We start from the raw sequence: 18,080 nt of genomic DNA, 5'->3' as shown, positions 1-18,080 counted from the left end.
TACATGTCGTTTTAAATCACTACCATATCATCACGATGGATCGCCACGTGACCATATTCATAGCCTAATACTTGATGGATTTCTTGGCTGTGCTTTCCTGCTATTTTTGCCATATCTACACTTGAGTAACGGCAAATACCACGCGCTAATAGGTTATTATCTTTGTCAAAGATACGCACAACTTCACCACGTTCAAAATCACCTTTTACCATGGTGATCCCTTTCGCAAGTAAACTACTACCTCGTTGTTGCACAGCAGTGACAGCACCGTCATCAATCACGATATCACCTGCTGGAGGAGGACCTGCCAAAATCCAACGCTTACGGCTTTCAAGTGGTGATTCTAGTGGTAAGAAACGTGTACCTACAGATTTACCTTCTGCTAGTTCAATGATCACATCAGGACGACGACCAGCAGCAATAATTACTTCAATACCTGCACGGCGCGCCACATCTGCTGCTTGCAGCTTGGTTGCCATACCGCCAGTACCTAAACCGCCTACACTACCACCAGCTAATTTACGTAATGTCTCATCAATCGTGTGAACTTCACGGATCAACTCTGCATCAGGATTGCTACGAGGATCTGCGGTGAATAAACCCGGTTGATCTGTCATTAATAACAGTTTATCTGCGCCACCTAAAATACCTACAAGTGCTGATAAGTTATCGTTATCACCCACTTTGATTTCAGTTGTCGCAACCGCATCGTTTTCATTCACAACAGGAACAATGCCGTTATCTAATAGTGCAACGATCATGTCACGAGCATTCAAGTAACGCTCACGGTCATTCAAATCAGCACGAGTTAACAACATTTGACCGATATTGATCCCATAGATACCAAACAAGGTTTCCCATTCTTGGATCAAGCGACCTTGACCAACAGCGGCAAGCAATTGCTTACTTGCCATTGTTTTGGGCAGTTCGGGGTAACCTAAATGCTCGCGGCCTGCCGCAATTGCGCCAGATGTCACGATAATCACTTTATGTCCTTGGCGACGAAGCATCGCACATTGACGGACAAGCTCAACCATATGAGCACGATCTAACTTTAGCGTACCGCCAGTTAGAACGCTGGTGCCCAACTTAACAACAATTGTTTGTGATGCAGCAGATGCTGCAAGGTCTTGCTCTCGAGCATTGGTATTTTTGGTATCTGCCATGGGGATCAAACAAAATAAAAAGAAATAAAAAGTACTTTGTTTTATCAATACCGCTGACAAAGCACAAGAGAAAAACCGTTACGAAATGAATATAAATAGGCAAATATTTAATTAACACGCTGAAACGCCCATAAATTACACAAATTGCCATTAACACCAGTAAATTCCGTCGTCTCAAACAACAATTTGTAAAAAAAAGACACAAAAAAACCCATAAGCTATCTTATGGGTTTTATAAAATATCTAACTTTATTTATGCTAATTCAGTTAATTGGGTTTGCGTTAAATTAGAAGATGCTGAAAGCGTTAATTGGCATTCATCAACAATAAAAGGAGTTAGCTTTTCGTGGAAATCGACCAAGGTTTTCATCACTGCATCTTTGTGCTTGGCTGGTAATTTCCCTTCGTTCCATTCACCACTAAGATCATAACGCCCAAAGTCATAGCTGTATTCAAAGCCGTTATCAGTTGCGGTTAATACTAACCACCAACCCCAAAATTCACGCTCTTCAGGCTCCTTTTCTGCATTCACACAGCTCGCTAAACAATCAAAAAAGAAATAACCTTCTTGGGATTTTTTTTCTCGTAAGTAAGGTCCTAGTGCAGTTAATTTTGTCATTAAACGCCCGTGAGGCGGAAACAGAGTTGTCGTCGTCATTACTAATCCATCCATAGTCAACTGCAGTTATGAGTAAGCGCATACTCAACGAAAGAAGTACAGATCAACGATCTCATTACTTCATCATCATGATGTGCAACGAGATCATTATCATTATTTGTTATATTATGGTTGATGTTTGGTAAAATGCCAATGTAGGTATACGTATTTTTTAACAATATCAAAGCAGTATAAAAAAACGGAACAATACTTAATGCATTATTCCGTCATATTTTTGGCTCTATTATTTATTTACCAACAATTAGGCGAGTTTCTCGTCTAGCCATTTCACGACTTCAGTCATTGAGCGGTGATAACCATCATGTAGTGGCTTTTCAGGTAAGGTCAGTGCTTTACCGCCATAGCTTGATAACGCAATCAACTGATTATCCATCTCAGGACAAACCGGATCGTTTTTCAAACTGATCCCTAACATCGGCATATCAATACGGCGTCGGCCTAAAATCCCCTGATGTTTTAATGACCAAGCAGGTAAGTGTGAAATAATACTCGCTTCAGATTGACCATTTTTGCCCATGCGTGATGCTAAAACATCTAAGAACATACGCGGAATTTGCTCAATCAGCTTTGGCTGAGTCAACACACTATTAATCGCACCACCTAAACTAATGCATGTTTTTAAACGTGTTGGCTCCATAAAGCCTAAACGAATGGCTGCATTACCGCCCATGCGAATACCCAACATAGCTACTTTATGATGATCGACCCAAGGTACATCACGAATTTGTTGTAATAGTGCTTGGTGTAGTCGGCTAGTATCTTCCGTTAAGTTCCAACGATCACAATGCCCTACTGATGGCATGTCGAGTGTGACCATGGCATAACCTGCTGGGCCTAAATAATCTTCGTATAAGCGCCATAAATCGCACTGCAGTGTATCTAGGCCACCGCTTACAATGACGGTTGGTAATAATTTATCGGTACGTGGTAAATGAATGAAAGCTTCAAAGGTTTTGCCTTCATATTTGACATTGATAGTACGCATATCATGCGGACGTAATTCAATGGCTTCACGATAACTTTGATTGGCTTGCAGCTCTGCCTGATCGGCCAATTGATCCCCTTTAATATAAGGATATGCTGCAATGCTGTAATGAGTACTGGCTTTTAATAATAGCTCTGAGGCTTTTAATTTCTCGCCATCATTTAATAGCAAGCGTGCTTGTTTTTGGTAAATCGCGCCCAGCTGTGACCATTCATAACTCCAGTTGCCCGGCTTATAACCAATCACGGTATCTAATAAGTTTTCATCAGTACGCTGCGCCGTTGAACTCGCAATACGTGCTAATACCGCTTCAAGTTGAATGGGATCAACACCTTGCCAAATCCATTGTGGACGACGTAAAACACGGTACCAGCCAGCCTTACTCTCACCATCCAGCGCATTGTTCACTCGCCCACTACGCACATGAGCAATTTTAACCAAACTCGATGTTTCTTTAGAGGTTGGTCTTGGGGCAAATAACTTTTCGGACAAATTTTCAGGGGATGGCTCAGACACGGCACTCTCCACGTGGTCTTGATGATGTGTAGTGATGATATACCCAAAATCACTTACGTATGTCGATTTAAAACAAAAAAAGACGCCTTATCGGCGTCTTATTAATCAATCTTAGTTTACAGCAGCAAAGCAATAAACCTTGATAAAGGAAAAATGCTTATCGCTTAGCGATTGGATCGACAAACGTTACTGCCATATCCCATGGTTGTTCAATCCACGTTTCTTGCGGAATATCAACAACGTAATCATCAACAAGGTGTTTACCAGCAGGTTTCGCACATACGGTTACAAACTTGCCACGTGGGTACATTTCACGAATTTTTTCAGCAGTACCGCCAGTATCAACTAAATCATCAACGATGATAAAGCCTTCACCATCACCTTCTGCTTTCTTGATCACACGCATATCACGTTGGTGATCATGATCGTAGCTTGAGATACATACCGTATCTACGTGACGAATACCTAGCTCACGCGCCAAAATAGCAGCAGGAACCAAACCGCCACGACTAACAGCAATAATACCTGTCCACTGATCAGCTGGAAGTAGCTTTTCAGCTAGCTGACGGGTGTAAGTTTGCATGTTATCCCAAGTGATGATGAATTTATTACTCATAAACAAAGAACCTCTGGATCAACGATTCGAAAATCGCCATAAATTAGTAAAGCTTTATTAATCTAAAACTTAAAGAAAAATAATTTTCAAAAGGAACAGTGCGGAAATTACCCAAACACTGATATTCACGTCACGTCCCTTACCACTCATCGCTTTAACTGCAGCGTAAGTGATGAAACCAAGGCCAATACCTTCAGCAATTGAGTAAGTTAATGGCATCAATAAACAAACCACAACAACTGGTGCTGCTTCTGTTAGATCACGCCAATCAATCGCCACAAGGCCTGACATCATAAGAATAGCTACGTAGAACAATGCACCTGCCGTTGCGTAAGCTGGAACCATGCCCGCAAGCGGTGCAAAAAATAGAGCAAGCAGGAATAGTACACCAACCGTTACCGCGGTAAGACCAGTTCGTCCTCCGACTGCGACACCGGACACACTCTCGACATAAGAAGTGGTGTTCGATGTACCCAATAATGCACCAACTGATGTTGCAGTACTGTCTGCAAGTAGTGCACGGTTCAAACGCGGCAGCTTACCATCTTCGCCAATTAAATTAGCTTTGGTTGCTACGCCAACTAACGTACCTGCTGTATCAAATAAATCGACAAACAAGAAAGCAAATACAATTGAAATCAAACCAACTTCCATTGCACCTGCAAAATCTAATTGCATGAAGGTTGGTGCAATACTTGGTGGCATCGACATAATGCCGCCGTAGGTCACTTCACCAACTAACACGCTAATAACAGTCACGACTAAAATCGCAATTAATACTGCCGCTTTAAAACCACGATGCACTAACGCTATAGTCAAGAAGAAACCAAGCGCTGCCATGAGCACGGGAAAGCTGGTTAAATCGCCTACTTGCACTAACGTTGCTGGGTTATCAACAACGATGCCTGAAGTTTGTAACGCGATAAACGCAAGGAATAAGCCAATACCTGCCGAGATCCCTGTTCTTAGCGCCAAGGGGATCGAGTTGATGATCCACTCTCGCACCTTTAATAAACTCAGGGCGATAAAACATAGGCCTGATAAGAAAACTGCCGCTAATGCAACTTGCCATGTGTAACCCATACCTAGCACAACGGTATAAGTAAAGAAGGCATTTAGCCCCATCCCCGGCGCTTGAGCCACAGGATAGTTTGCAAAAAAGCCCATAACAAAACAGCCAATCATTGCCGCCAGACACGTCGCAACAAATACTGCACCTTTATCCATTCCTGTATTGGCTAGCATAGTAGGGTTTACAAAAATGATGTAAGCCATAGTTAGGAATGTCGTTAAGCCAGCAAGTAACTCGGTACGCACGTCAGTGCCGTGTTCCTTCAGTTTAAATAACTTCTCAAGCATGTTTCTCAGTTCCTTGGAGATAGACACGTTAGGTATTAAGCAAAAATAGAAAACGTTTGCGTTCTCAATTCGAGCGCGATTATAAACATCAGATCTATCAATTTCCAGAGAATATCGAGTAAATGCACAAAACTAAGACTAATAAATTTAATTTTGTTTTTTTGACGTTTAAGAACAGATAATAAGCAATATAAAATCAAGGCATTAGCACAAATATGCCAAATTAATATATTTCATCTATTTTATATTTATGAGATCTACAGCAATAAAACGTTTCTAAAGCTTAGGTCGCGATATGTGACAAACTCATCATGACGATTTAAAGGTAAAAAAAACGCCACTTCAAAACGAAGTGGCGGCGAATGTTGCAAATAACCGAAAGCGATTATTTAGTATTCTCAAGTTAGGGGGTGAACAAACAGTTCAGTTAGCTAGTCAGCAACTAGATAACAAAATTCTTTAGTAACCGAAGTAGCCAGGGTAAGTAAAGTTACCTGTGTAAACTGAACGGTTATTCCAAAAGTGTGCAATAGAATCAAATAGTTTCATTTTTAAATCACCTTATAAATAAGTAATCCAAATTAAGTACATAACTATATTTACTTAATCCTTGGATCATTTAGACCATCTTGGCCGCACTTATCTCGGTTCCTTGGAGGCGATATCTCGGGCTCATCCTGAACGTGTACAGTCGTTTCTCATAACCTCTATGAGATTGTAGAAATCATAACCATTTCGTAATTTACTTTCAAGCGTTTTTTTAAGTTCGTCACACTTTTCGTAAAAAAACGTTGTTAAACCATTTTTGATGTAACTTATTTTCATTTTAGAAAATAAACCATAGTTTCATAGTCAAAATAAAACAAATAAATATCTAAAATAATTGTGAGTGATGGTTATCTAATTGATAACCATTAAACATGATTCATACTTATGCATTATCGTATTTGCGGTTTAAGATTTTACTTTTTTCTCTACCTCCGCATTAGTCAGAATGATATGCTAAAAAAAATGCGATAGGTTTTATCGCTACATATTTATGTCATTTGGCGGCTAATAGCCTGACAAGTGTCACTAGCCCAATATTGTATAAAGGTAGGCTTCCGTGTCTGAAATCAGTCAACTATCACCTAAAGCCGTATGGCAATTTTTCGATCAAATCTGTTCTATTCCTCACCCATCTAAGCATGAAGAACAATTAGCACAATTCATCGTTGAGTTTGCTAAAAAAGAAGGCTTAGATGTACGTCGTGATGAAACAGGTAACGTGATCATTAAGAAACCTGCAACAGCTGGCATGGAAAACCGTAAAGGTGTGGTACTTCAAGCACACATCGATATGGTTCCACAGAAAAATGAAGAAACCGTACACGACTTCACAAAAGATCCTATCCAACCGTACATCGACGGTGAATGGGTAACGGCAAAAGGCACAACACTGGGTGCTGATAACGGTATGGGTATGGCAAGCTGCCTAGCTGTACTTGCAGCAAAAGACATTGAACATGGTCCATTAGAAGTACTGCTAACGATTGATGAAGAAGCAGGCATGACGGGTGCTTTCGGCCTAAAAGAAGGTTGGTTAGAAGGTGATATCCTACTAAACACTGACTCTGAGCAAGAAGGTGAAGTGTACATGGGTTGTGCTGGCGGTGTAGATGGCGCAATTACACTTGATATTAAGCGTGAAGCGACACCAGCAGATCACCAAGCAGTGAAGCTTGTATTAAAAGGCTTAAAAGGCGGTCACTCAGGTTGTGACATTCACACTGGTCGTGGCAACGCTAACAAGCTACTTGCACGCTTTTTAGCAGGTCACGCAGACGAGCTTGGCTTACGTATTAACAACTTCACAGGTGGTAGCCTACGTAATGCTATCCCACGTGAAGCATCTGTAATGGTTACTCTGCCAGCAGCTAATGTTGATCAACTGAATAACTTGTTCGCACATTTCCAAGCGCTACTAAGTGCTGAGCTTGGTCATGTTGAAACAGACATCAACCTATTTACTGAATCAGCTGAACTACCAGAAGATGTGATGGTAATGGCAGATCAAGTGCGTTTAATCAATGTACTAAACGTATGCCCTAACGGTGTGATCCGTATGAGCGATGACATTGCAGGTGTTGTTGAAACATCACTAAACATGGGTGTTATCACAACTGAAAACGACAAAGTTATCGTACTTTGTTTAGTTCGTTCTTTAACTGACTCTGGTCGTAGCTATGTAGAAAGCATGCTGCAATCGCTAGCAACATTAGCTGGCGCAGAATGTGCGTTCTCTGGAACATACCCAGGTTGGAAGCCAGATGCAGATTCTGAAATCATGCATGTATTCCGTGACATGTACCAAGAGATGTACGGTAACAAACCAAACATCATGGTGATCCACGCAGGTCTTGAGTGTGGTCTATTCAAAGAACCATACCCAGAAATGGACATGCTATCATTCGGCCCAACTATCAAGTTCCCACATTCACCTGATGAGAAAGTGAAGATTGATACCGTACAAATGTTCTGGGATCAAATGATCGCTGTACTGAAGAACATTCCTGTTAAAAAGTAATGTAACCCAGTAACAACAACGGGCTTAACGCTAAAAGACGTTAAGCCCGTTTTTTATGTCATTGATTCAGGCTGATGTTAAAAGCCAAAAGAAAGCTGCTGCGCTTTTAATCCTACTTCCAACCCAACACTTAAGCCGATTAAACGAATTTCACGATCATTTTGTCGTGTCATCGCCTCTTTTAATAAATCCACAAACTGCGTTTTATCTAATTTAGGGTATATATGCTCAACGGTTGTTTGCTGAAAATCGGCAAATTTTAACTTTACCCCTTGCTTTGCAATATCAAGCTCTGGACGGACTTTACGTAATCGCTGCTCTAGCTCAGGATATAACTGCTCTACCACTTGCCAACATTGCTCAAAGCTGGAAATGTTTTGACTAAAGGTACGCTCAACACCGACGGATTTTCTTTGTCGTTCAACAATCACCTCTCGCTCATCAATCCCATGAGCGCGTGACCACAGCGATTGCCCAAACTTCCCAAACTGCTGTAACAACAAATGGCGGTCATAATTTTGCACATCACGCCCAACGTACAAGCCTTTTTCATGCAGTTTTTGGATCGTCACCTTCCCTACTCCTGGAATTTTTTCCAGCTTTAGATCAGCAACAAAACTATCAACATCTTCAGGAGTGACGACATATTGCCCATTCGGTTTATTGAGATCGGAGGCGACTTTAGCAATAAACTTCACCGGTGCGACACCCGCAGAAGCAGTGAGCTGTAATTCATCTTCAATTGCACGACGAATATCTTGGGCAATTAAGGTCGCAGAGCCATGAAGCATTTCACAATCAGACACATCTAAATAGGCTTCATCAAGAGAAAGCGGTTCAATTTTATCGGTATAGCGTTCGAAGATGGCGCGTATTTGCTGAGAAACCTCACGATATACCTGCATTCTTCCCGGTACTAAGGTTAAATGTGGACACAACTTTAGTGCATGAGCGGTTGGCATGGCTGAATGAATACCGTATTTACGCGCCAGGTAATTACAAGTACTTACAACCCCACGGGCAGAGCGACCACTGATCGCGATAGGGACATCGCGCAAAGCTGGATTGTCACGCATTTCGACGGCGGCATAGAAACAATCCATGTCTACGTGGATGATCTTTCGCTGTACCGCTTTTTGCTCTGCAACTTCTGCCACATTCACACTCAACACACTGTTCATACATACAGCTATTATAACGGTGAATTACAATCGTTGGAAAATGAAAAATTGCTCATTATTAAAAATACAAATGAGATGAAATATTTTTCAAGCAAGATCACAAAATAATAAGAACTACAAATTATTGATAATAAACTCAATGTTTATAATGTTATAGATAACAATATAGTGCTATAACATTGTAAGCATTTGGTAAAAGGAGTTTATTTTGCAACATCAAGTACTTGTTGTTGAAGATAGCCGTGCATTTCGTCATTATCTTGATGACCAATTACAACAGGCAGGCTTTAAAGCGGTGTTTGCCGAAAATTTAGCGCAAGCAAAAAGCCTGTTAAGCGATCCTGAATCTTATCTTTGTGCAGTACTCGATTACTGTCTTCCGGACGCTCAAGATGGTGAGATCATCGATCTTGTGTTGAAACATAAGATCAAATCGATCGTGCTTACGGCACAATTCAATGATGAAATCCGAGAAAAAGTGCTTGCTAAAGGCGTCTTAGATTATCTGTTAAAAGACAGTGCAGCATCCGTTGCTTATTTAGTCCCTTTGCTACTTCGCTTAAAGTCTAATCTGGATCATAAAGCACTGGTTGTTGATGACTCTGATATGGTGCGCAACCACGTCAGTAACTTATTAGAGAAACAAAACCTCACTGTATATGAAGCTTCTGATGGTAATGAAGCACTGCAGATCATTGAAGATAACCCTGATATCAGCTTAGTGATCACCGATAACGATATGCCGGAAAAAGATGGCATTACCATGACCCGTGAAATTCGTCGTGAACACAGTCGAAATAAGATGGCGGTATTGGGTTTATCTGGTAGTAACGATAGCACCATGACGGCGCAATTTTTGAAAGTTTGTGCCAATGACTTTCTATACAAACCTTTCAATCAAGAAGAATTTAACTGTCGAATCCATCATATTCTTAATATGAAAGACACCTCAGATAAACTCTATCGCATGGCTAATCAAGATGCGTTAACCGGGCTTTGGAATCGTCGTTATTTCTTCACTCATAGCTGCTGCCAATCAGAATCACAGCAACGCAATATTGCCATGATAGATATCGACTTCTTTAAAAAAGTGAATGATACCTATAGCTATGATGGCGGTGATGCGGTACTCATTACCTTGAGTAAAATCATTGATGCGCACTTTCCTGAAGCAATTGTGGCGCGCTTTGGTGGTGAAGAGTTTTGCATAAAGCATTGTGGCAATTACCAAACATTTATTGCTACGTTAGAACTAGTACGTCAACGTATTGAGTCTATCACTGTTCCATATCTTGAGCAGAATATTGAAGTCACGATTAGTATAGGCGCAACCACCGGATTGGAAGATATCGATGAATTACTCAAAATCGCTGATGATAATCTTTATAGCGCCAAACAAAATGGTCGTAACCAACTAGTTAAATAGCAAAAAGCCTGAGTATTACTCAGGCTTTTCTTTATTTACTCATCGACTAATAACAGCGATTAGATGATTTGATTTTTCTTCCACTCAGCTTGACGAGCAGCACGTGCTTCACGCTTTTTACGTGCATCACAAGGCTCAGGGCAATCACACTCTTTCGCGATACCAATACCGTCTAAACCACCACAGCTACCGCTTACAGTTTTACGTTGAAAGATATAACCAACAGCCATTGCAACAATGACTAAAAGAAATACAGCAAATGTTGTTAAGTAAACAACCATGATCACCTCATTTATTTTTTAACGACGTATTGCTCAAACGTATCTGACTTAAATTCAACAAAGCCATCTTTGGTCTTTACAATCAACATTACAGGTAACTTTTCTTTATTCGCTAATGCTAACGACTCTTCTTCTCCCATAACGGAGAACGTTGTTGCGTAAGCATCTGCCGTCATGCAAGACGGCGCGATCACAGTAACAGACACCACATGGTTTGCAATCGGTTTGCCTGTTTGTGGGTTGATCAGGTGAGAATAACGCACCCCATCTTCTTCAAAATAATTGCGGTAATCACCCGATGTCGCAATCGCCATATCACCCGCTTGGATAATATCCTGTACTGCGCGTTCATTAGCAATCGGTTTTTCAATCGCGATACGCCAAGGCACATCTGAACGGTTCTTACCTTGTAGACGAACTTCACCGCCCACATCCACCATGAAGTCTTTCACATGCAGATCATCTTTTAAGTAATCTGCTACCACATCGACACCATAGCCTTTAGCAATAGAAGAAAGATCCACATACAAATCTGGCAGATCTTTTACTAACTTATTACCATCAGTAACACTGAGGTGTTGATAGCCAATCTCAGCTTTACGCGTTGTGATCTCTTGATCTGTTGGCGTTGATTCAGGGCGAGCTTCTGGACCAAAACTCCATAAGTTCACTAATGGACCTACTGTTACATCATAAGCGCCATTACTTAGCTTAGAAATACGTAGTGCTTCACTGATCACTTTTGCTGTTGCCGCAGAAACCTCAAAAGGTTGTGTAGATTGTAGCTGGTTAAATTGGCTTAATTCTGAATCAGGACGATAAGTCGACATTTGATCATTAACAAGCTCTAAACGCTTATCAATTTCTTTTTTGATCGCTTCAGGGCTTGGCAACCCATCTTGCTTAATGAGTTTTACTGAATAGTAAGTCCCCATTGTTTGCCCATTAATATCAATCTGCTGACGACTGTCACCACAGCCCGTCAACAGCATTATCGTTGATAACATCAACGCACCGCACAGCAGGAAACGTTTCACTTCATACTCCATCGTTCATGTTGTTCTTTAGTCTGAGCACTCATCAATCGAATTACTGACAAGTAACCACAATAAAAAACAGGTTTTAAAAGGGTTAGTAAGAAAAAAGGCTGACCATTCACTGGTCAGCCAATTTTATTGTGATCGAAGGGCTATGTATTAGCCACCGAAATCATCTAGTAGGATGTTTTCGTCTTCTACACCAAGATCTTTCAGCATGCTGATAACAGCGGCGTTCATCATTGGTGGACCACACATGTAGTATTCACAGTCTTCAGGTGCTTCGTGATCACGTAAGTAGTTTTCGTAAAGCACGTTATGGATGAAGCCAGTGTAACCATCCCAATTGTCTTCAGGTTGTGGATCAGACAGTGCACAGTGCCATACGAAGTTATCGTTTTCAGCAGCAAGCATATCGAAATCTTCAACGTAGAACATTTCACGCTTAGAACGTGCACCGTACCAGTAAGACATCTTACGCTTAGAGTGCAGACGCTTAAGTTGGTCGAAGATATGAGAACGCATTGGCGCCATACCTGCACCACCACCTACGAATACCATTTCTGCATCAGTGTCTTTCGCGAAGAACTCACCGAATGGACCAGAGATAGTACACTTGTCACCTTCTTTCAGTGACCAGATGAATGATGACATTTGACCTGGTGGTACGTCTGGATTATTAGGCGGCGGCGTAGCGATACGCACGTTTAGCATAATAATACCGAACTCTTCAGGGTAGTTAGCCATTGAGTAAGCACGGATGATATCTTCATCAACCTTAGACTCGTAACGGAATAGGTTAAACTTATCCCAGTCTTCACGGTACTCTTCTGGAACATCAAAGTCAGAGTACTTAATGTGGTGAGCAGGTGCTTCAATCTGGATGTAACCACCAGCACGGAAAGGTACTGATTCGCCATCTGGAATTTGTAGCTTAAGCTCTTTGATGAAGGTTGCTTTGTTATCATTAGAGATAACAGTACATTCCCACTTCTTCACACCAAAGATTTCTTCAGGTAGTTCGATGTCCATATCAGACTTAACGTTAACCTGACACGCAAGACGCTCGCCTTCACGTGCTTCACCTTTAGTGATGTGATCTAATTCTGTTGGCAGAATATCGCCGCCGCCAGATTTAACTTTTACACGACACTGACCACAAGAGCCACCGCCACCACATGCAGATGATACGAAGATACCGTTACCCGCTAGAGCACCTAGTAGCTTGCCGCCTGCACCAGTTTTGATCGCTTTTTCTGGATCGCCGTTTACTGAGATAGTGATGTCACCTGTTGGTACTAGCTTAGATTTAGCAAATAGAATTACTAAAACTAGAGCCAGGATAATCAAGGTGAACATGACTACGCCAAGAAGAATAATATCCATTGATATTCCTTACTTATCCTGATTACAGCTGTACGCCAGAGAAAGACATGAAGCCTAACGCCATCAGACCAACTGTGATGAAGGTAATACCTAGACCACGTAGACCTGCAGGTACATCTGAATATTTCATCTTTTCACGGATACCCGCAAGTGCAACGATTGCTAACATCCAACCTGTACCAGAGCCGAAGCCATATACGATTGATTCAACAAAGTTGTAGTCACGTTGTACCATGAACGATACACCACCGAAGATTGCACAGTTAACTGTGATCAACGGTAGGAAAATACCTAGTGCGTTATATAGAGGCGGGAAGAAGCGATCCAGAATCATTTCTAGGATCTGTACTAAAGCCGCGATAACACCGATGAAAGTAATGAAGTTCAGGAAGCTAAGGTCAACACCTTGAACTAGTGCACCATCTTTCAATAAGTATGTGTAAACAAGGTTGTTTACAGGTACTGCGATCGTAAGTACTACGATTACCGCAACACCAAGACCAAAAGAGGTCTTAACTTTCTTAGATACCGCAAGGAATGTACACATACCTAAGAAGAAAGATAACGCCATGTTCTCGATAAAAATCGAACGAACTAATAGGCTAAGATAATGTTCCATGTTCCCCTTACTCCTTCGCTTCTACTTGTTCTGGACGGAAAGTACGAATAATCCAGATCATGAAACCGATTAGGAAGAAAGCAGACGGCGCTAACAGCATTAGACCGTTAGGCTGGTACCAACCACCGTCAGAAACTAGTGGTAGAACCTGCATACCGAATAGCTTGCCAGAACCTAATAGTTCACGGAAGAAAGCTACTGTGATCAGTACGAAACCATACCCAAGACCGTTACCAAGACCGTCAATGAATGATGGTAGTGGCGCGGACTTCATTGCGTATGCTTCTGCACGACCCATTACGATACAGTTAGTAATGATAAGACCAACGAATACAGATAGCTGCTTAGAGATATCGTATAGGTACGCTTTTAGTACCTGGTCTACCACGATTACTAGTGATGCGATGATTGCCATTTGAGCAATGATACGCACGCTGTTCGGGATTTGATTACGTACAAGCGAAACAAATAAGTTAGAGAATGCAGTTACCGCAGTTACTGCGATTGTCATAACAAACGCTGTTTCTAATTTTGTTGTTACCGCTAGCGCCGAACATACACCAAGGATCTGAAGGGCGATTGGGTTATTACTGATAAAAGGTCCAAATAGGATCTTTTTCATTTCTTTAGCATCAGCCATTATTCAGATCTCCTGCACGTAGCTTAGCAAGGTAAGGACCGAAGCCTTGAGCACCAAACCAGAAATCGAAGGTGTGCTGTACACCGTTACTTGTTAGTGTCGCACCTGAAAGACCGTCAACACCGTGTTCGCTACCAGCTGGCGCGCCACCTTTAACAATCTTGATCATAGGCTTGAAGTTCATGTCGTACAACTTCTTACCAACGAACTGCTCACGCCATGTTGGGTTTTCAACTTCACCACCCAATCCCGGAGTTTCTGCTTGATCGTAGTAAGTGATACCGTCAACAGTATTACCGTCCATGCCAACAGCTACGAAAGCATACATCATTGACCATAGACCGTTACCGTGGATAGGTAGGATCACTTTCGTTGTTTGACCAGCTGCATCTTTAACAAGGTATACAGTTGCCACGTTCGCACGACGAATGATCTTCGCTAAATCTTCGCTAGCTGGAAGCTTAGTCGATTCTTTAGGATCTTTCGCTGCTGCACGTTGGTTGTATTGTGCAGCTGTTTGACCGTCAACTTCAGAAACATAAGTACCAGTCTTAATATCAACAAGCTTAGGCTCGATGAATTGACCGTATGTTTCTTTAACATTTGTTGTTGGTGTTAGTAGTCCTGCAACAGAAAGAATGTTGCGCTGTACGTCTAGTACCGCATTTTCTTGCTGCTTAGAACGTAGTGAAACAGCCGCCACAGATACGATTACTGAACACACTAAGCTCAATACAACAACAAAAAGCAGCGTTCTTTTAATGCTATCTTTATTACTTGCCATGGCGAGCCAGTCTCCGCTTGATGTTGCCTTGAACAACTAGGTTGTCAAATAGAGGTGCAAATAAGTTAGCGAATAGGATCGCTAGCATCATGCCTTCTGGGTATGCAGGGTTAACTACACGCACCATTACAGCCATCGCACCAATCAATGCGCCATACCACCATTTTGCTTTGTTGGTAAACGCTGCAGATACTGGGTCTGTTGCCATGAACATCATACCGAATGCAAAACCACCTAGAACTAGGTGCCACTGCCAAGGCATACTGAACATTGGGTTAGTATCAGAACCGATGATGTTAAATAGTGTTGCTGCTGCAATCATACCGATCATAGTACCTGCAATGATACGCCATGAAGCAATACCCATAATAACGATGAATGCACCACCGATAAGGATAGCTAGAGTAGAAACTTCACCGATAGAACCTGGGATGTGGCCGATGAATGCGTCCATCCAAGTGATGTTTTGACCAGTGATAGTGTTAACAACGCCTGCTTGACCACCTTGAGCCCACTGACTTAGCGGAGTCGCACCAGAGAAACCATCCGCCGCAGTCCATACTAGATCACCAGAGATCTGAGCTGGATATGCGAAGAATAGGAACGCACGACCTGCAAGTGCAGGGTTAAGGAAGTTACGACCTGTACCACCAAAAATTTCTTTTGCGACTACAACACCAAAGGTAATACCTAGTGCCGCTTGCCAAAGTGGTAGTGTAGGTGGAACGATCAATGCGAAAAGAATAGAAGTTACAAAGAAACCTTCGTTAACTTCGTGCTTACGCACCATACAGAACAACACTTCCCAGAAACCACCCACAGCAAATACAACTGCGTAGATAGGTAGGAAATACGTTGCACCAAGCAGCATCTTACTGCCCCAACCAGCGTCAACTGATAGGGTACCGCCTAGCATTTGGGTAAACCAGTAATGCCAATCAGCAGCAATAACACCCGCTAGTTTGTCAGCAGTGTAAAGGTGGTTAAGACCAGCAATAGCTTGGTCACCCACGTTGTACATACCCCAGAACATTGCTGGGAAGACCGCAAGCCATACCATGATCATTAGGCGCTTAAGGTCGATACTGTCACGAACGTGCGCAGAAGTACGCGTTACTTGACCTGGTGTGTACATGATTGTTGCGAATGCTTCGTATAGTGCAAACCAACGCTCATGCTTACCACCTGGTTCAAAGTGGTGTTCGATATCTTCGAGGAAATTCTTGAGACCCATGAATTACCCTTCCTTCTCAATTTTGTCCAAGCACTCACGTAGCAGTGGACCAAACTCATACTTACCAGGGCAAACAAATGTACATAGTGCTAGATCTTCTTCATCTAGTTCTAATGCACCAAGTTGTTGCGCGCTGTCTGAATCACCAGCACATAGATCACGAAGTAGCAATGTAGGTTCGATGTCTAGTGGCATTACTTTTTCGTAATTACCGATTGGCACCATTGAACGCTCAGAGCCATTCGTTGTTGTTGTCATATTGAACAACTGACCAGGGAAGAACTGGCTTAAGAATGTACGAGTTACAGAAAACTTGTTCTTACCAGGTGCAATCCAGCCCATGAATTCTTTTTCATAGCCTTCACGCAGTGCTGATACTTGTAGGTGGTAGCGACCTAGGTAAGCATGTGGACCATCAGCTTTCACGCCGTTAAGCACTGAACCTGAAAGTACACGTAGTTGACCAGGCATCATTTCTGAATCAGTTAGTTGCTCAACAGAAGCACCTAGGCGAGTACGCACTAGACGGGGCTTGTTGACAACTGGACCTGCAAGAGAAACAACGCGATCGGTAAATAGCTCACCAGTTAGGAACAACTTACCGAACGCAATAACGTCTTGGTAGTTGATGCTCCAAGCAATGTGGTTTGCATCTGCACCGTAAAGCATGTGAATGTGCGTACCTGCAAGACCCGCTGGGTGCGGACCGTTAAATACGTGCTCTTCAACATTTGCTTCAGATGAACGAGGAAGGCTAGCACCAGATTTACAAACGTAAACTTTACCGCTTGTTAGACGAGATAGGATCGTCAAACCAGCAATGAAAGCGTCGCTTTGCTCATTGATGATAACTTCTGGATTCGCAGCCAATGGATTTGTATCCATTGCAGTCACAAAAATAGCTTGAGACTCAGAACCTACTGCAGGAACCTTGCTAAATGGACGAGTGCGAAGCGCAGTCCATAGACCAGATTCAACCAATTGATCAACTACTACAGCGCGATCAAGTTGAGCAAGTTGAGCTGACTCATACTTATTAAATGTGATTTGCTCGTCGCCTTCAACATCAATCACTACAGATTGAAGAACGCGCTTAGCACCACGGTTGATTTCCGCTACCTTGCCGCTAGCTGGAGCAGTGAATTTTACGCCTGGATTCTTCTTATCTTCAAAAAGAACCTGACCTTTTTTCACTACATCCCCTACGCGAGTATGCATTGTAGGACGCATACCAACATATTCTTCGCCAAGCAAGGCGACTTTAGAGATGGCATTGCCATCATGTATCGCCTGGGTAGGAGTCCCTGAAATTGGGATATCCAGACCCTTTTTTATTGTAATCATACGCACTTGCACTACATTAAAGGGAAAAAGAATTTTCTATTGCGCAATTAAGACACGACTTTCCATGATTCGAAATCGGTCTACAGGTAAGACCTCACCTGTAAAGCACCAATACCGCAACATCTAGTTAACCACTGCACCACAACCTATGCGATGAGTAATTTTTCAAGGCGGCGATTCTACCATTAATCGAGTCGTTTTTTCTATGCTAATACGCGCGATTCCGACTGAAAACCAAGCAACAAATGAAGCGCAATAGTT

The 18,080-nt window shown here is 42.2% G+C and carries 16 protein-coding genes; 2 read left to right on the top strand and 14 right to left on the bottom strand.

Annotated elements, in window-relative coordinates; all coding sequences use genetic code 11:
* Nucleotides 1-11: 11 nt before the first annotated feature.
* The 5 genes from proB to Q7674_RS10915 form a co-directional block, all read right to left on the bottom strand.
* Nucleotides 12-1,166, bottom strand: coding sequence for a glutamate 5-kinase (gene proB / locus Q7674_RS10935; protein WP_023933208.1), 1,155 nt, complete (start codon nt 1,164-1,166; stop codon nt 12-14).
* 253 nt (nt 1,167-1,419) lie between these two features.
* Complete coding sequence (gene crl, locus Q7674_RS10930; RefSeq protein WP_008986384.1) at nt 1,420-1,824, bottom strand: sigma factor-binding protein Crl; 405 nt, start codon at nt 1,822-1,824, stop codon at nt 1,420-1,422.
* A gap of 262 nt (nt 1,825-2,086) precedes the next feature.
* Complete coding sequence (gene frsA / locus Q7674_RS10925; protein WP_045064421.1) at nt 2,087-3,346, bottom strand: esterase FrsA; 1,260 nt, start codon at nt 3,344-3,346, stop codon at nt 2,087-2,089.
* A gap of 157 nt (nt 3,347-3,503) precedes the next feature.
* On the bottom strand, nt 3,504-3,962 hold the full coding sequence (gene gpt, locus Q7674_RS10920; RefSeq protein WP_008986382.1) for a xanthine phosphoribosyltransferase: 459 nt from the start codon (nt 3,960-3,962) through the stop codon (nt 3,504-3,506).
* 69 nt (nt 3,963-4,031) lie between these two features.
* A complete protein-coding gene (locus Q7674_RS10915) occupies nt 4,032-5,321 on the bottom strand; it encodes an NCS2 family permease (protein WP_008986381.1) in 1,290 nt (429 codons plus the stop codon).
* Nucleotides 5,322-6,426: 1,105 nt separating this feature from the next.
* Between Q7674_RS10915 and Q7674_RS10910 the strand changes: the two genes are divergently transcribed.
* Nucleotides 6,427-7,887 (top strand): aminoacyl-histidine dipeptidase, encoded by a 1,461-nt coding sequence (locus tag Q7674_RS10910; RefSeq protein WP_023933215.1) that lies wholly within the window; start codon nt 6,427-6,429, stop codon nt 7,885-7,887.
* 77 nt (nt 7,888-7,964) lie between these two features.
* Here Q7674_RS10910 and dinB read toward each other — a convergent pair whose 3' ends face one another.
* Nucleotides 7,965-9,068, bottom strand: coding sequence for a DNA polymerase IV (gene dinB, locus Q7674_RS10905; RefSeq protein ID WP_043128992.1), 1,104 nt, complete (start codon nt 9,066-9,068; stop codon nt 7,965-7,967).
* 208 nt (nt 9,069-9,276) lie between these two features.
* On the opposite strand from dinB, the gene Q7674_RS10900 reads away from it, so the two are divergent.
* A complete protein-coding gene (locus tag Q7674_RS10900; RefSeq protein ID WP_305423737.1) occupies nt 9,277-10,494 on the top strand; it encodes a GGDEF domain-containing response regulator in 1,218 nt (405 codons plus the stop codon).
* Nucleotides 10,495-10,553: 59 nt separating this feature from the next.
* On the opposite strand, the gene nqrM is transcribed toward Q7674_RS10900, so the two are convergent.
* The 8 genes from nqrM to Q7674_RS10860 all read right to left on the bottom strand — a co-directional run bounded on the left by nqrM (nt 10,554) and on the right by Q7674_RS10860 (nt 17,819).
* Complete coding sequence (nqrM, locus tag Q7674_RS10895; RefSeq protein WP_008986377.1) at nt 10,554-10,775, bottom strand: (Na+)-NQR maturation NqrM; 222 nt, start codon at nt 10,773-10,775, stop codon at nt 10,554-10,556.
* 11 nt (nt 10,776-10,786) lie between these two features.
* The gene (locus Q7674_RS10890; protein WP_181319056.1) at nt 10,787-11,812 is read right to left on the bottom strand and encodes an FAD:protein FMN transferase; all 1,026 of its coding nucleotides are present in this window, start codon (nt 11,810-11,812) and stop codon (nt 10,787-10,789) included.
* A 159-nt stretch (nt 11,813-11,971) separates the two neighbouring features.
* Nucleotides 11,972-13,198, bottom strand: coding sequence for an NADH:ubiquinone reductase (Na(+)-transporting) subunit F (nqrF, locus tag Q7674_RS10885; protein WP_008986375.1), 1,227 nt, complete (start codon nt 13,196-13,198; stop codon nt 11,972-11,974).
* A gap of 22 nt (nt 13,199-13,220) precedes the next feature.
* A complete protein-coding gene (nqrE, locus tag Q7674_RS10880) occupies nt 13,221-13,817 on the bottom strand; it encodes an NADH:ubiquinone reductase (Na(+)-transporting) subunit E (RefSeq protein WP_005370126.1) in 597 nt (198 codons plus the stop codon).
* A gap of 7 nt (nt 13,818-13,824) precedes the next feature.
* A complete protein-coding gene (locus tag Q7674_RS10875; protein WP_023933224.1) occupies nt 13,825-14,457 on the bottom strand; it encodes an NADH:ubiquinone reductase (Na(+)-transporting) subunit D in 633 nt (210 codons plus the stop codon).
* Nucleotides 14,450-15,241 carry a Na(+)-translocating NADH-quinone reductase subunit C gene (locus tag Q7674_RS10870; protein ID WP_305423734.1) on the bottom strand — a complete coding sequence of 264 codons (792 nt, stop codon included), beginning with the start codon at nt 15,239-15,241 and terminating at the stop codon, nt 14,450-14,452. The genes Q7674_RS10875 and Q7674_RS10870 overlap by 8 nt, the downstream gene beginning before the upstream one ends.
* Entirely contained in the window at nt 15,231-16,475 is a 1,245-nt protein-coding gene (locus Q7674_RS10865) for an NADH:ubiquinone reductase (Na(+)-transporting) subunit B (RefSeq protein WP_008986372.1), read from the bottom strand. The genes Q7674_RS10870 and Q7674_RS10865 overlap by 11 nt, the downstream gene beginning before the upstream one ends.
* Nucleotides 16,476-16,478: 3 nt before the next feature.
* Nucleotides 16,479-17,819, bottom strand: a complete 1,341-nt coding sequence (locus Q7674_RS10860; RefSeq protein WP_023933228.1) for a Na(+)-translocating NADH-quinone reductase subunit A — start codon at nt 17,817-17,819, stop codon at nt 16,479-16,481.
* Nucleotides 17,820-18,080: the final 261 nt, after the last annotated feature.

Source organism: Photobacterium leiognathi, assembly GCF_030685535.1.
Lineage (GTDB): Bacteria > Pseudomonadota > Gammaproteobacteria > Enterobacterales > Vibrionaceae > Photobacterium > Photobacterium leiognathi.
The sequence above is the reverse complement of the archived record's forward strand: the minus strand, read 5'-3'. Positions and strand labels throughout refer to the sequence as shown.